Source organism: Candidatus Pelagibacter sp. (genome assembly GCF_052049815.1).
Taxonomy (GTDB): Bacteria; Pseudomonadota; Alphaproteobacteria; order Pelagibacterales; family Pelagibacteraceae; genus Pelagibacter.
In genome coordinates, this window is record NZ_JBNGZG010000001.1 from 66,568 (window position 1) to 80,866 (window position 14,299).

A 14,299-nucleotide genomic window follows, 5' to 3' on the forward strand; every position below is an offset into this window, starting at 1 on the left:
ACATAAGGAAAAAGATATGTGTGGAATAGCTGGACTTATTCATAGAAATAAATCTTCTAATGTTGGAAGCGAACTTCAGGGAATGCTTCAGGCTTTAAAACATAGAGGAGAAGATTCTACTGGTTATGCATTATACGGTGATACTGATGGAAAAAATTTCATCATGAGATTTAAAGTAGGTGAAAATGTTGGTGAAGGAAGTTCATCAGTAATGGAAGATGTTTCTGTTTATGATGAAAGAATAAAAATCGTAAATGCAAAATTGAAAGAATTAGGTGCTAACATTGTTAAGGAAGAAAGAATACTTCCCTACTCACTAAGATATGAGATTACTTATGACGCAAAAGATTTAAGAGATTTGTCTGAAAAAATCGAGAGTGTTCCAGGAGTAGAAATATTGTCTTTAGGTAAATCTTTAGAAGTAATTAAAGATCTTGGAAATGCTAAAGAAGTTTGTGACAGATATAGCTTAGGTAACTTAGTTGGTACTCACGCAATAGGTCATGCTAGAATGGCAACTGAGTCTGGTGTAGATATTAAATCTGCTCACCCATTTTGGGGTTATCCATTCAGTGATGTTTCTGTTGTTCACAATGGTCAACTTACAAACTATTGGAATAATAGAAGAGTACTTGAAAATAAAGGCATGAGATTTATGTCAGAATGTGACTCTGAACTTATTGCAGTATACCTTGCTGACAAAATGAGAAATGGAGCTTCACTTGAAGAAGGAATGAAAGACTCTTTACATGAGTTAGACGGAGTATTTACATATTTTGTTGCGACTAAAAATTCGCTAGGAATGGCAAAAGATACAATGGCAGCAAAACCGTTAGTATTATATGAATCAGATGATCTTGTGGCAATGGGATCTGAGGAAATAGCAATTAGATCAGTGCTACCTCAAGAGATTGACACTTATGATCCATTTAATGGGGAGGTTAAAGTATGGCAAATTTAAAGACTGAAAAATCAAAAGCTCGTTCAATGGGTATGCACACTGAGGTGCTTACTGGAAGAACTCAGCAAAAATTCTTTAACCCTGATGAGGCTGAAAATTTCTTTTATTTTGGAACATACGATGTAGATTTTAATAAAAGAACAGAGCTTGATGTAAAAGATATGACTGCAACTGAAGCTAATAAGGAAATAGATAACCTTATGAGCAAAGGTTTCGGAACTATAGTAATTAAAAATCCTCAAGGAAAACACAGTTTGGGAGTTGGAATATTAAATAAACTAAATTTAATTTTTGAAGGTAGCTTAGGTTACTTTGGTGTTGGATCATGTGATGGACCAGTTGTAAGAGTGAATGGTCGTGTTGGATGGTCTTGTGCAGAAAATTTGATGGCTGGTAAGGTGGTGATTGAAAAAAATGCTGGCTCTTCATTTGGTGCTGCTATTAGAGGTGGCGATTTAATTTGTAAAGGTAGTGTTGGTTCTAGAACTGGTATCGATATGAAAGGCGGAACTATCATAATTGGTGGTGACGCTGGTGCTTTTACAGGTTTCATGATGCAAAGAGGAAGAATAATTATTCTAGGCGATGTTGGAATTAACTTAGGAGACTCTATGTATGATGGAATTATTTATATTGGTGGAAAAATTGAGTCTTTTGGAAGCGATGCTGTAACAGCAGAACTTACATCAGATGACGTTTCTTGGCTAAAAAGAAAATTAAAAGTTGCAGAGATTGGTGAAAACTTTGACGTTAGTAAGATGACTAAAGTTGTAGCTGGTAAGAAACTTTGGAACTACGATAATTTAGAACCTACAGAGAAAAAAGGAGCAATTTAATGGCTAAAAAGAAAACAAAAGCTAAAAAGAAAAAATCAAATGGACAAGCTGGAGTTGGTGGAAAAGCTGATGTTCATTTAAATAAAAGTGGAGGAAGAAATAAAAGTTTACTTGGCTTAAATGCTATTTTTACTCCAGATGTAATTGACGATATTCATATCAAAGCTGAATTAGGAAGATACAGAATGCGAGGAATGGCATTGATGAAAAAGATTCCTGATTTTGATGATTTAACATTCTTACCTGGGACACTTACAAGATTTGTAATTGAAGGTTACAGAGAAAAATGTGAAACAAAAACTGTAATTGGTCCAAGATGTGAAAATCCAGTAGAGCTTGATATTCCTGTTTATATCACTGGAATGAGTTTTGGTGCTTTATCTTATGAAGCTAAAACAGCTTTAGCAAGAGGTGCTACAATGGCTGGAAGTGCTACATGTTCAGGAGAAGGTGGAATGATACCTGATGAAAGAAGATATTCTGAGAAATGGTACTACCAATGTATCCAATCAAGATATGGTTTTAACCCGCATCACGCACAGTTAGCTGATGGTATTGAAGTGTTTATTGGTCAAGGTCAAAAAGTTGGAATGGGTGGTCACCTAATGGGTCAAAAAGTTACTGATCAAGTAGCTGAGATGAGATCTTTACCTGCTGGTATTGATCAAAGATCACCAGCAAGACACCCTGACTGGCTAGGTCCAGATGACTTAGCTTTAAAGGTTCAGGAATTAAGAGAATTGACTAAGAATAAAGTACCAATTCAATTAAAACTTGGTGCAGCAAAAGTATATGATGATGTTCGTATGGCAGCTAAGTGTGATCCTGACTCTATCTATATTGATGGTATGGAAGGTTCAACTGGTGCAGGTCCACACATTGCAGCAGCTAATACTGGTATTCCAGGAATAGCAGCAATCAGAGAGGCAAGAAGAGCAATTGATGATGTAGGTAAAAATGGAAAAGTATCATTAATTTACGCTGGTGGTGTTAGAGATGGTGCTGATCTCGCTAAGTGTCTTGCATTAGGTGCAGATGCAGTAGCAATTGGAACTGGAGCAATGATAGCTCTTAACTGCAATAAGGAAATCCCAGAGTCTAATTTTGAGAAAGAAATGGGAGTTAAAGCAGGTGAATGTTACCACTGCCACACTGGAAGATGTCCAGTTGGAGTTGCTACTCAAGATCCTAAATTAAGATCAAGATTAAACCCAGATGATGCTGCTTTAAGAGTGTATAACTATTTACACACAATGACTTTAGAGGCTCAATTATTAGCTAGAGCTTGTGGTAAAACAAATATCCACTCTTTAGAGCCAGAAGATTTAGCGGCATTAACATCTGAAGCTTCAGCATTAGCTAAAGTTCCACTAGCTGGAACTAACTACACAGTTGGTGTTGACAACTTCCATAAAATATAAGGATTATTATGCCTAAGAAAAAAGTTAAAAAAGCTAAATCGAAAAAGGTAAGTAAAGCTGTAATTGGAAAATCTAAAGAGACAGCTAGAGAAAAGATGATAGGTCAACATATCGGTTACAGATATGATGTTAATCTTTTACCTGATTACAAAAAACTAACTCCATTTCTTAAGAAATACGTAGAAGCAATGGGTTGGGATGATTTAAATTGGTTAGAGGATGTTCACATGGGTTATGAAGAAGGAAGACCAGCTGTATTTTGTAGAAATGCGAATGGTTGGGTGACAATACCTAAGTCTATTAAACTACCTAACAATCAACAAGATAGAGATATGATAGCAAGAGAGCTATTAGTTAAGTTTCAAATGTCAAAAAAACACCCTCTTGTTGATTTGAAAAAAGCTTATTTAAAGTTTTAAATTCACTTATTAGTTGATTATTTATAAAGACTAGCGGCATAATAGCTGGTCTTTATAATATTGTATCTCTCTTTTAATTTTAATAAAGTTTAAGAAATTAACATGGGGGAGAGAAAATGACTGATCAGTTAAGTGCTCTTACGACCATATTTACAGAGTTTTACTACTGGGTAACAGTAGTCCTAATGTTCTTAATTCACGTTGGGTTCTGTATGTATGAAGTTGGAGCTTCTCGTTATAAACACCATCAACACACATTAATGAAAAATACAATGCTGATACCTTTGGTAACAGTAACTTGGTTTTTCTTTGGTTGGTGGATCTATTGGGCATTTCCAACAGGACCAGGAATTGCTCCATCAATAATGAATGAAAGTACTGCATTGATAACGGATGAAAGTGCTTTTAGTGCAACGTGGTACACAGCAACTTCAGAATTAATGGCTATTAACTTAAATGACCATATAAGTGGAGTATTCTGGGCTGCGTTTTTATTATTTTCATGGACTGCAGCATCAATTGTTTCTGGTGCAGTGATTGAAAGAATAACTACATTTGCTTTTGGTATTTTAGCAATAGCAATTGGTTCAGTGTTCTGGACAATCGATGCAGCATGGGGATGGCATTTTGATGGATGGATGCTCAAAATTTTAGGTTATCATGATGCATATGCATCTGGAGTAATTCACGCAATTGCGGGTGGATTTGCTTTAGGAGTACTTATGGTTCTTGGACCTAGAATAGGTAAATTTTCATCTAGTGGTGAACCAAGAAATATTGGGCCTAGAAATCCTTGGCTAGTAACAGTTGGATTATTTATGATTTATACTGGTTTCTGGGGATTCTATGCGGCGTGTAATATTCCAATATTTGATCTTGGACCAGAATATGGAATGGAAGGTGTATCGTTCTGGACTGCTACAAACATTTATGTAACACCAACTACACTTAGTGGTATTACTTTTAACTTCTTGATGTCACTATCAGGAGGATTATTAGCTGGATATTGGATCGCTAAAGGGGATCCGTTCTGGACATACTCAAGTGGATTAGCTGGTATTATATGTGCTTCAGCAGGAAATGATCTATACCATCCAATTCAATCAATGATTATTGGTATGATTGGTGTAGTTATATCTTACAAACTTCATTATTGGGTTGAACGTAAGTTCAAAATTGATGATGCAGTTGGAGCAGTAGCTGTACACGGTTATGCTGGATTTATTGGTCTTGTAATATGTGGTTTTGTTTTAAATGGTTATCCTTCGTCTGGTTACAGTGTAGGAGCTATGTGGGATGGAACAACATACGCAACAATTAATCCACTAGGTCAGTTCTTAGGAGCAATAATAATGTTTGTTGTTCTAGGACTAATACCAGGTTATGTCATTGCTAAAGTACTAAACGGTATGGGTAAACTAAGAATCCCACGTGAAGTAGAGTTAGCAGGACTTGACTATGAAATAATGGAAGCTGACAAAGATGCAGAAAAAGCAGTTTCCTCAGCAACAAGGTAAAGGAGAAATATGGCTACAGTAACAAACTGGATAGATCACCTTAACAAACCAGCAGAGGAAGTTGTCGGAGCAGTTTATCCGGGTGCTGGTTCTAGCGAAGGTTTGCTTGTTATTATTGGTATAGTTTTGTGGATAGGTTGGCATGTTTTGACTGCTAGATCAGAGAGCGAAAAGCTTGAGAAACTAGCAAGAAAAAGACGTAGCGCTAACGACTATAAAAACAATATTGCCAATTGGTAATTAAATAATAAAATTAAGGGCGCAGTTAAATTTTTAACTGTGCCCTTTTTTTATTTAAAATATTTATGAATGAAGAAGAAAAAAATTTACCTCCATCTAAAATGAGAGGTGTGGCATTTCCAAAAGCTAAATATGGAGCTATAGCCGCTGTAATCATCATTGTAATAGTGAATTTAATCTATTATAAGGACGCTCTTTTATCTTTAATAAAATAATTTATGTGTGGAATAGTTGGGATATATCTAAAAACCAAAAAATATGAAAAACAACTAGGTAAATTTTTATCTGGAATGTTAGATGGAATGGCAACTAGAGGACCTGATAGTGCTGGCTTTGCAATTTACTCAAAAGAAAAAAAAGGTTTTTACAAGTATTCAATTTGTTTAAATAATTTAACTCAAGATCAGTTTAAAAAAAAAATTTCAAAATTTATAAAAAAACCTAAGATAAATATATTTTCTGATCATATTGTTTTGGAAACAAAAGAAAAACCAAAGAAAGTTTTGGGAATATTAAATAATAGTTTAAATGAAGTTTCAATTGTTGGATATGGTAAAAGCATAAATATTTTCAAACAAACTGGTAACCCAAAAGATGTAGTAAAAAAATTCAAACTTTCATCTTTTTCTGGAACTCATGGAATTGGTCACACACGTATGGCAACTGAAAGTGCTATAACGACTCAAGGATCTCACCCCTACTCTACAGCTGAAGATGAGTGTTTAGTTCACAATGGCTCACTTTCAAATCATAATAATGTTAGAAGAGTTTTAATTAAAGATGGTCAAAAATTTAATTCTGATAATGATACAGAAGTTGCGGCAGGCTATATATCTAATCAAATTTCAAGAGGCAAAGATTTAGAAAAGACATTGAAAAATAGTTTAAGTGATTTAGATGGTTTCTATACTTTTATAGCAGGCACTAAAGATGGTTTTGCTTTGTTAAGAGATGAAATAGCTTGTAAGCCAGCAGTGGTTGCGGAAACAAAAGATTATGTTGCTGTAGCCTCTGAGTTTCAAGCTATGGCGCATCTACCTAATGTAAATGATGCTAAAATTTTTGAACCAAAACCTGGAGTAGTTTATCATTGGTAATTTATGAATTTAGATTTAAAAAAGAAAAAATTAAGAGAAGTAAATTCATTTCTCCAAGACGTAGATAGAAAAAACAACCAAAGAAAATTTGAAATTTTAAACCCACAAGGACAACATGCAATTTGCGCTGGTTTAAAAGATGAGATTGAAGTGAACATCAAAGGACACACAGGTTACTACTGTGCTGGCATGAACCAAAATGCTCATATTAAAATTGATGGAAATGTTGGTACAGGTGTAGCAGAAAATATGATGTCGGGAAAAGTGACTATTAAAGGTAATGCTTCACAAGCAGCTGGAGCAACGGGTCATGGTGGAACTCTAATTATTGAAGGTGACGCTAGTTCTAGATGTGGAATATCAATGAAAGGAATTGATATTATTGTTAAAGGTTCAGTTGGACACATGTCAGCTTTTATGGCTCAAAAAGGAAATTTAATTGTTTTTGGTGATGCTGATGCTGATCTGGGAGACTCTATTTATGAAGCTAAGATATTTGTCAAAGGAAAAGTTAAAAGCTTAGGTGCTGATTGTATTGAAAAAGAAATGGATGAAAAAAATATTCAAATTTTAAAAAATATATTTAAAGAAAATAATATCAAAGAAGATCCAAAAAATTTCAAAAGATATGGATCCGCTAGAAATTTATATAACTTTAAAATAGATAACGTAGGATCATATTAATGAAAAAAAATTTAAAAGAATTCAAAACATTTCCAACATCAACGATTCAAGAAATTCAAAGAGCAGCAAATGAAGGAATTTATCAAATAAGAGGATTAGGAGCTAAAAGAAAAGTTCCTGATTTTGATGATCTAGTTTTTTTAGGTGCTTCTATGTCGAGATATCCATTAGAAGGTTATAGAGAAACATGCAATACTTCAGTGATCTTAGGAGATAGATTTGCAAAAAAACCTCTTCATCTAGATATTCCAATTACAATAGCTGGTATGAGTTTTGGTGCACTAGGAGCAAATGCGAAAGATGCTTTGGGTAAAGGCGCTTCTGCTATGGGAACATCTACAACTACTGGTGATGGGGGTATGACTAAAGAAGAAAGAGGATCTTCAAAATACTTAGTTTATCAATTACTTCCCTCAAGATATGGAATGAACCCTGATGATTTAAGAAAAGCAGATGCTATAGAAGTAGTTGTGGGTCAAGGTGCTAAACCAGGTGGTGGTGGTATGCTTTTAGGACAAAAAATTAATGAACGTGTTGCTGGAATGCGAACTCTTCCTCAAGGAATTGATCAAAGGAGTGCTTGCAGACATCCAGATTGGACTGGACCTGACGATTTAGAAATTAAGATACAAGAATTAAGAGAAATAACAAACTGGGAAAAACCCATCTATATTAAAGTAGGTGCTGCAAGATCTTATTATGATACTACGCTCGCAGTAAAAGCTGGTGCAGATGTTGTTGTTTTAGACGGTATGCAAGGTGGTACAGCTGCCACGCAAGATGTTTTTATTGAACATGTTGGAATTCCAACATTAGGTGCTCTAAGAGAAGCTGTAGATGCTTTAAAAGAGCTGAATATGCACAGAAAAGTTCAATTGATTGTATCAGGGGGAATAAGAACTGGAGCGGATGTTGCTAAAGCATTAGCTATGGGTGCAGATGCAGTATCTATTGGTTCAGCAGCTATGATGGCGCTCAACTGTAATGCTGATTTATATAGAGAGGACTATGAAAAATTAGGTACAGAACCTGGCTTTTGTCATCACTGTCATACTGGAAGATGTCCAGTAGGTGTTGCTACGCAAGATCCAAAATTAGAAGAGAGACTAGATCCAGTTGAAGGAGGCAGAAGATTAAGAAACTATCTGAGCACTCTTACATTAGAATTACAAACACTTGCTAGAGCTAACGGAAAATCTGATGTAAGAAATCTAGAGCCAGAAGATTTAGTTGCACTAACAGTTGAAGCAGCTGCTATGGCAAGAGTGCCTTTGGCTGGTACAGATTGGATACCTGGTTTAAAAGAAAAAGGTTGATTCATTTATCTTAAGTTTATAACCTTTTGATTATGTCAAAAAATTTATCAAAAATTGCTAAACAACAAAAAATAAAATATTTTTTAATCAGTTTTGTGGACTTCTTTGGAGTTTTACGTTCAAAATTAGTGCCTGCCCGTGCAATAGACGAAATGCAAGAGAATGGTGCTGGATTTGCTGGTTTTGCAACCTGGTTGGATATGACACCAGCGGACAGCGATATGTTTGCAATTCCAGATCCTGATAGTTTGATACAATTGCCATGGAATAAAGAAATTGGATGGTTAGCTTCAGATTTATATATGGATGGAAAGCCAGTTAAAGCATCTCCGAGAGTAATTTTAAAAGAACAAATTAAAAAACTATCAAAGAAAAAACTTAATATGAAGTCTGGTGTTGAATGTGAATATTTTTTGATAAGTGAAGATGGTTCATCAATTGCAGATACAAGAGATATACAATCAAAACCTTGTTATGATCAATCAGCTTTGATGAGAAGATATGAATTAATAAAAGAAATTTGTGACAGTATGATAGAACTTGGATGGAATCCATACCAAAATGATCATGAAGATGCGAACGGTCAATTTGAAATGAATTGGGATTATTCAGATTGTTTAATAACAGCTGATCGTCATGTATTTTTTAAATTTATGGTTAAAAGTTTAGCAGAAAAACATGGTCTAAGAGCAACTTTTATGCCAAAACCTTTTTCAAACCTTACTGGTAATGGTTGTCATGCACATGTTTCATGTTGGGATGGTAAGAAGAATAAGTTTTTAGATAAATCAGATAAATTAGGATTAAGCAAAACAGCTTATAACTTTTTAGGTGGGTTGATTAAAAATGCCGACTCTCTATCTGCATTTTTTAATCCAACAATTAACAGTTATAGAAGAATAAATGCACCACCAACAAAATCAGGAGCTACTTGGTCTCCCAGCAGTATCTCTTATACTGGTAATAACAGAACCCACATGGTTAGAATACCTGATCAAGGAAGATTTGAACTTAGATTGATGGATGGATCAGCAAATCCTTACTTATTACAAGCTGGTGTGATTGCGGCTGGTTTAGACGGTCTTAATAACAAAATTGATCCGGGTGAACCATTACATTGCAACATGTATGAAGATCATGCAAAATATCCGGACCTGCCAAAATTACCAAATGATTTAAGTGAGTCTCTTGATAGATTAAAAAGTAATAAAATGATCAATGAAGCTTTTGGAAACGATGTAATCAATAGTTATTTAAAGCTTAGATCAGCAGAATTAGAAGAATTTAACAATAATGAAAGCTTTGATAAAACAAAACCAGTTACTGAATGGGAAAGAAGAAATACACTCGACTGTTAATAAATGAATTCAGTATTAGAGAGTAAAGCTTTTTCTATTTCTAGTTTTGTAAAAAACAAAAACTATAATTTTAATAAAGATCAGATTTTAGAATATCTCCCAAATGAATATATAGACGAAGCAGTCAAAACTATAAGTTCATGGGATACTTATAAACCTACTCCTCTCGTAGAGCTAAACAAATTAAGTGATTATTTAAATATAGATAAGATTTATTACAAAGACGAGGGATTTAGATTTCATTTAAAGTCTTTTAAAGCATTAGGTGGAGCCTTCGCAGTTGATAAAATAATCAAAGAAACCAAGACAAATACAGTTGCAACAGCAACCGCAGGTAACCATGGAAGATCAGTTGCATGGGGTGCACAAAGGTTGGGGGTAAAATGTAAAATTTTTATAAGTGAATTTGTAAGTGAAGAAAGAGCATCAGCAATGAGATCTCTAGGTGCTGAAGTAATTAGAGTTAAAGGAAACTATGATGCTTCTTTAAAAGAATGTCTAAAAAAATCTAAGGAAAATAATTGGGAAATTGTACAGGATGTTTCTTGGGAAAATTATATGGAAGTTCCAAAATATATTATGGCCGGTTACTCAATAATGATAAAGGAAATTATAGATGATTTAAAAGATCAAAAAATAAGCCATGTGTTTTTACAAGCTGGTGTGGGTGGTATGGCTGCAGCTGCCATAGCAGGATTTGCTAAATTTTCAAAAGAAATTCCAAGATTTATTATTGTTGAGCCCGAAGATGCTAAGTGTGTTCTAGAAAGTATCAAAAATTCAAAACCAACATCTATAGATATAAAGAAAGAGTCTATAATGGGAGGCATGTCCTGCGGAGATGTCTCAACAGTTGCATGGGATATATTAAAAAATTCAGCTAATCATTGTTTATCTATTTCAGATGAAGGAATTTCTTCAACAGTAGCCTTGTTATCTAATAAAGTATTTTCAGAAAACAAAATTATTGCAGGTGAATGTGGTGTGCCTGGTATAATTTCTTTGATCAGTCTTATGAAAGAAAAGGAAAAAATAAATGAAGTTGGAATTAATGAAAATTCAAAAATTCTTCTCATCGGATGTGAAGGTTTAACTGACCAAAAAATGTATGATCAACTTTTAAATAGTGGATTAGAAAAAATTAAAGATGTCTAGTAAAGCAATTGTATGGATTAGAGAAGATTTTAGGATAAATTTAAATCCAGCACTTTCTCATGCTAGTCAGAACCATAATGAAGTGGTTGCGCTATATATTTTCAATCCAAAAAATTTTATCAATAAGCGTGAAGCGCAATTGTGGTGGATTTCAAAATCTTTAGAAAGTTATTCAAAAGAATTATCTAATTTTAATATCAATTTAGAAATTCAAAAAGGAGATGAGATCGAAGTACTATCTAAGATAAAGAAAAAAGATAACATAACCCTATATTGGAATAAAATTTATGAACCGGAAATTATTAATCTTGGTAAAAAAATAAGAGATAATATTTTATTAAAAAATGAAATTAATTTTAAATATTTCAAAGGTAATATTCTAAATGAATTTCAAGATGTTACTAAAAAAGACCAAACACCATTTAAAGTTTTTACACCATTCTGGAGAGTTGCGGAAGAAATTTATCTAAATTCAGTACCATCAAAAAATTCAAAAATACAAAAAGTGAAAAAAAAATTTAGCTACTTTAATAATAACATTAATTCCAAAGATTTATTGCCCAAAAAGAATTGGTACAAAAAATTTGATAAATATTGGAAAATTTCTGAAAGTGAGTCGCAAAATTTATTAAATGATTTAATAAAAAATAAAATTAATAGTTATGGTACAGATAGAGATATACCAAGTGTAAGTGGAACTTCAAAACTCTCACCATATATAAAACATGGTCAAATTCATGTTGAGAATATTTATAAAAAATGTGCAGAAGTTAAACCTAAAAATATTAATATTAAAAAATATACGAATGAGCTTGGCTGGCGTGAGTTCTCTCATAGTTTAATAAATTATTTTCCTGAGATGCTTAAAGGAAATTTAAGAAAAGAATTTGATAGATTTCCTTGGGTTAGGAATGAAAAATTTTTAAAAGCTTGGAAACAAGGAATGACTGGCTACCCTATAGTTGATGCTGGTATGAGAGAATTGTATGAAACTGGATGGATGCACAACAGAGTAAGAATGATTGTTGGATCTTTTTTAGTAAAACATTTAAGAATTGACTGGAAAGAAGGTGAAAAACATTTCAGAAATTGTCTTTTAGATTTTAATGAAGCCAATAATGTTGCTCAATGGCAATGGGTAGCAGGTTGTGGGGCAGATGCAGCACCCTACTTTAGAATATTTAATCCAATTTTGCAGGGAGAAAAATTTGATAAAGCAGGTCTTTATGTAAAAAAATGGGTACCAGAACTTAGCAAAGTGCCAGAAAAATTTATTCATAAACCTTGGGAAATGGATATTAAATATCAAACAGCTTTAAACACTATTATTGGAAAAAACTATCCAAAACCAATAGTGATACATGAAGAAGCAAGAGCTGCAGCTTTAAAGGCTTTTCAAACTTTGAAAAAAAATTAATCTCCTAAAAAATGATGAATAATTTTCCTATTTTGAGGATGTATTCGATGTTCAAATAAGAATATACCTTGCCAAGTTCCTAACAATAATTTTCTATCTTTAATACTTAAAGATATTTGATTATTTGTAACAGCAGATTTTATATGAGCAGGCATGTCATCTTTTCCTTCAGTTGAATGAATATAATCTTCATTCATCGGCACTAATTTATCAAAATAATTTAAAAGATCTGTTTTTACATCTGGATCAGCATTTTCTTGAATAATAAGAGATGCACTTGTATGCAAAATACTTAAATTTAATACTCCATTAGAAAATTTATTTTTTTTTATCCACTCTAATGTTTCGTGAGTAAATTCATATAAGTTTTGTCCATTTGTACTGATATTTAATTCAAAAAAGCTTTGTTTCATATTTGATAATCAATTGATGTTAGTTCATATAATCTACTAATTGTTCTCTTGAAAGGATCTTTTAAACTTGATGAAGAATTTATTTCATTTAATTTTTTTTCTGATGTAATTAATAAAGGAATTTTTTTTTCATAAAGTATGTCAATTAAAGTAATAAACCTTTGTTGTTGGTTAGAATTATTTTCATTAAAATTTGGTAAATTTTCTAAAAATAGAAAAGAACAATTTTTGGCAATCTCGATATAATCTTCAGCTCCAATATTTTTGTCACATAAATCTTTAAAATCTAATTTTATAATTCCTTCATAAAAATTTTTAATAGTAAAATTTCTTCCTTTGATATCTAAATTTCTTTCTTGAACCTTTTTATTTTTTGAAATTTCTCTAAAAAATTTATTTGATATAAAATTATTTGTAGAATTAAGCGGAGATAAAAACCTCTCAGATTTTCCTTTAACTAATCTGTAATCATTATCAATTGACAAATTAATTTCAATGCAACATTCTTTTATTATTTTTAAAAATGGAATAAATTGATCTCTTTGCAAACCATCTTTGTATAAATTTTCAATTTTAATATTTGAAGAAAAAAAAACAATTATATTTTGATTAAATATTTCTTTAAACAATCTTCCTAAGATCATTGCATCAGCAATATTAGTCACTTGAAATTCATCAAAATAAATTAAATCTATTTTTTTCTTAATCTCTTTAACAAAAAGTTCAATAACATCATTTTTTTTTGAGTTAACAAATTTGAAATCATGAAATTTAATCATAAATTCATTAAAATGTAGTCTTTGTTTTTTTTTATCCAAATTATCAAAAAAAAAGTTAAGGAGCATAGTTTTTCCTACACCCACATCACCGTGTAAATAAATTCCTAATTTTTTTTCTTTTTGTTTTGAAAAAAATTTCAACAAAGAAGTATTAATATAATTATCTTTAAACTGACTTAATTGATTTATTACCTCAAGTTGAGCTTGATTGACTTCAAAACTTTCAGTTTTACAATAATCTAAAAAAAGATTATTCAAATTATTCATTATTGAATTTAAAATTATATTTAGCCCTAGGCCCTTTTCTTAAACCAAATGGACCAGGAATGAATATTGTTAGTGGGTTAGTTCCTTTTTCCAAATCAACTCTATGATAAGCATTAGCCGAACGAAAACCTATATAGCCAGGCTTTCTCCAAAATTTTCCGTCTTTTGTTGTTTCCCAATATCCACCTCGTAAAATGATTGTGATATATGGGCACATATGATTATGAACTCCATCTCCATGATCATCATCTAACATTTCATGAATTAGAACATTAAAAGGAAACCATTTTGGTCTATTTCTAAACAATAAATAATACCTATTCATCCATGGTTTAGCCAAATCATATCTGGGATGAGATGGTCCTCTGTCTAAAACAATTCTTTTTTTACCCAGTTTTTCTAAAATTTTTAAAAACATT

16 protein-coding genes are annotated in these 14,299 nt (G+C 32.3%); 13 read left to right on the plus strand and 3 right to left on the minus strand.

Translation table 11 applies throughout. The annotated features are described in order from the left end of the window. Positions 1–16: 16 nt before the first annotated feature. From ACTT9D_RS00365 to ACTT9D_RS00425, 13 genes are all read left to right on the plus strand, one after another. A complete protein-coding gene (locus ACTT9D_RS00365) occupies positions 17–961 on the plus strand; it encodes a class II glutamine amidotransferase (protein WP_014953529.1) in 945 nt (314 codons plus the stop codon). Next, positions 949–1,797 (plus strand): GXGXG motif-containing protein, encoded by an 849-nt coding sequence (locus ACTT9D_RS00370; protein WP_014953530.1) that lies wholly within the window; start codon positions 949–951, stop codon positions 1,795–1,797. The genes ACTT9D_RS00365 and ACTT9D_RS00370 overlap by 13 nt, the downstream gene beginning before the upstream one ends. Beyond that, complete coding sequence (locus ACTT9D_RS00375; RefSeq protein WP_440929930.1) at positions 1,797–3,218, plus strand: FMN-binding glutamate synthase family protein; 1,422 nt, start codon at positions 1,797–1,799, stop codon at positions 3,216–3,218. Before ACTT9D_RS00370 ends, ACTT9D_RS00375 begins: the two co-directional genes overlap by 1 nt. 8 nt (positions 3,219–3,226) lie before the next feature. Beyond that, on the plus strand, positions 3,227–3,637 hold the full coding sequence (locus ACTT9D_RS00380; RefSeq protein WP_014953532.1) for a hypothetical protein: 411 nt from the start codon (positions 3,227–3,229) through the stop codon (positions 3,635–3,637). Positions 3,638–3,753: 116 nt separating this feature from the next. After that, complete coding sequence (locus ACTT9D_RS00385) at positions 3,754–5,154, plus strand: ammonium transporter (protein WP_014953533.1); 1,401 nt, start codon at positions 3,754–3,756, stop codon at positions 5,152–5,154. Positions 5,155–5,163: 9 nt separating this feature from the next. Then, complete coding sequence (locus tag ACTT9D_RS00390) at positions 5,164–5,394, plus strand: hypothetical protein (protein WP_014953534.1); 231 nt, start codon at positions 5,164–5,166, stop codon at positions 5,392–5,394. A 65-nt stretch (positions 5,395–5,459) separates the two neighbouring features. After that, entirely contained in the window at positions 5,460–5,609 is a 150-nt protein-coding gene (locus ACTT9D_RS00395; protein ID WP_014953535.1) for a hypothetical protein, read from the plus strand. A gap of 3 nt (positions 5,610–5,612) precedes the next feature. Further along, a complete protein-coding gene (locus tag ACTT9D_RS00400) occupies positions 5,613–6,491 on the plus strand; it encodes a class II glutamine amidotransferase (protein WP_440929931.1) in 879 nt (292 codons plus the stop codon). Positions 6,492–6,494: 3 nt separating this feature from the next. Then, the gene (locus ACTT9D_RS00405; protein WP_440929932.1) at positions 6,495–7,175 is read left to right on the plus strand and encodes a protein glxC; all 681 of its coding nucleotides are present in this window, start codon (positions 6,495–6,497) and stop codon (positions 7,173–7,175) included. Next, complete coding sequence (locus tag ACTT9D_RS00410) at positions 7,175–8,491, plus strand: FMN-binding glutamate synthase family protein (protein WP_440929933.1); 1,317 nt, start codon at positions 7,175–7,177, stop codon at positions 8,489–8,491. The genes ACTT9D_RS00405 and ACTT9D_RS00410 overlap by 1 nt, the downstream gene beginning before the upstream one ends. Before the next feature lie 32 nt (positions 8,492–8,523). Continuing rightward, the gene (glnT, locus tag ACTT9D_RS00415; protein ID WP_440929934.1) at positions 8,524–9,849 is read left to right on the plus strand and encodes a type III glutamate--ammonia ligase; all 1,326 of its coding nucleotides are present in this window, start codon (positions 8,524–8,526) and stop codon (positions 9,847–9,849) included. 3 nt (positions 9,850–9,852) lie between these two features. Beyond that, entirely contained in the window at positions 9,853–11,004 is a 1,152-nt protein-coding gene (locus tag ACTT9D_RS00420) for a diaminopropionate ammonia-lyase (protein ID WP_440929935.1), read from the plus strand. Further along, positions 10,997–12,421, plus strand: coding sequence for a cryptochrome/photolyase family protein (locus ACTT9D_RS00425; RefSeq protein ID WP_440929936.1), 1,425 nt, complete (start codon positions 10,997–10,999; stop codon positions 12,419–12,421). Before ACTT9D_RS00420 ends, ACTT9D_RS00425 begins: the two co-directional genes overlap by 8 nt. Here the strand turns inward: ACTT9D_RS00425 and ACTT9D_RS00430 are convergent. From ACTT9D_RS00430 to ACTT9D_RS00440, 3 genes are read right to left on the minus strand one after another with little or no spacing between them, the layout of a single operon-like run. Next, positions 12,418–12,834 (minus strand): secondary thiamine-phosphate synthase enzyme YjbQ, encoded by a 417-nt coding sequence (locus ACTT9D_RS00430; protein ID WP_440929937.1) that lies wholly within the window; start codon positions 12,832–12,834, stop codon positions 12,418–12,420. The two genes, ACTT9D_RS00425 and ACTT9D_RS00430, sit on opposite strands and share 4 nt — an antisense overlap. After that, positions 12,831–13,880 (minus strand): cell division protein ZapE, encoded by a 1,050-nt coding sequence (gene zapE, locus ACTT9D_RS00435; RefSeq protein WP_440929938.1) that lies wholly within the window; start codon positions 13,878–13,880, stop codon positions 12,831–12,833. Before zapE ends, ACTT9D_RS00430 begins: the two co-directional genes overlap by 4 nt. After that, positions 13,873–14,298, minus strand: coding sequence for a hypothetical protein (locus ACTT9D_RS00440; RefSeq protein WP_440929939.1), 426 nt, complete (start codon positions 14,296–14,298; stop codon positions 13,873–13,875). Before ACTT9D_RS00440 ends, zapE begins: the two co-directional genes overlap by 8 nt. Between the last annotated feature and the right edge of the window lies 1 nt (position 14,299).

What these genes read in the sequence shown, in the direction of transcription:
- ACTT9D_RS00365 (WP_014953529.1), top strand. Translation starts at nt 17, where the DNA reads ATGTGTGGAATAGCTGGACTTATTCATAGAAATAAATCTTCTAATGTT.
- ACTT9D_RS00370 (WP_014953530.1), top strand. Translation starts at nt 949, where the DNA reads ATGGCAAATTTAAAGACTGAAAAATCAAAAGCTCGTTCAATGGGTATG.
- ACTT9D_RS00375 (WP_440929930.1), top strand. Translation starts at nt 1,797, where the DNA reads ATGGCTAAAAAGAAAACAAAAGCTAAAAAGAAAAAATCAAATGGACAA.
- ACTT9D_RS00380 (WP_014953532.1), top strand. Translation starts at nt 3,227, where the DNA reads ATGCCTAAGAAAAAAGTTAAAAAAGCTAAATCGAAAAAGGTAAGTAAA.
- ACTT9D_RS00385 (WP_014953533.1), top strand. Translation starts at nt 3,754, where the DNA reads ATGACTGATCAGTTAAGTGCTCTTACGACCATATTTACAGAGTTTTAC.
- ACTT9D_RS00390 (WP_014953534.1), top strand. Translation starts at nt 5,164, where the DNA reads ATGGCTACAGTAACAAACTGGATAGATCACCTTAACAAACCAGCAGAG.
- ACTT9D_RS00395 (WP_014953535.1), top strand. Translation starts at nt 5,460, where the DNA reads ATGAATGAAGAAGAAAAAAATTTACCTCCATCTAAAATGAGAGGTGTG.
- ACTT9D_RS00400 (WP_440929931.1), top strand. Translation starts at nt 5,613, where the DNA reads ATGTGTGGAATAGTTGGGATATATCTAAAAACCAAAAAATATGAAAAA.
- ACTT9D_RS00405 (WP_440929932.1), top strand. Translation starts at nt 6,495, where the DNA reads ATGAATTTAGATTTAAAAAAGAAAAAATTAAGAGAAGTAAATTCATTT.
- ACTT9D_RS00410 (WP_440929933.1), top strand. Translation starts at nt 7,175, where the DNA reads ATGAAAAAAAATTTAAAAGAATTCAAAACATTTCCAACATCAACGATT.
- glnT (WP_440929934.1), top strand. Translation starts at nt 8,524, where the DNA reads ATGTCAAAAAATTTATCAAAAATTGCTAAACAACAAAAAATAAAATAT.
- ACTT9D_RS00420 (WP_440929935.1), top strand. Translation starts at nt 9,853, where the DNA reads ATGAATTCAGTATTAGAGAGTAAAGCTTTTTCTATTTCTAGTTTTGTA.
- ACTT9D_RS00425 (WP_440929936.1), top strand. Translation starts at nt 10,997, where the DNA reads ATGTCTAGTAAAGCAATTGTATGGATTAGAGAAGATTTTAGGATAAAT.
- ACTT9D_RS00430 (WP_440929937.1), bottom strand. Translation starts at nt 12,834, where the DNA reads ATGAAACAAAGCTTTTTTGAATTAAATATCAGTACAAATGGACAAAAC.
- zapE (WP_440929938.1), bottom strand. Translation starts at nt 13,880, where the DNA reads ATGAATAATTTGAATAATCTTTTTTTAGATTATTGTAAAACTGAAAGT.
- ACTT9D_RS00440 (WP_440929939.1), bottom strand. Translation starts at nt 14,298, where the DNA reads ATGTTTTTAAAAATTTTAGAAAAACTGGGTAAAAAAAGAATTGTTTTA.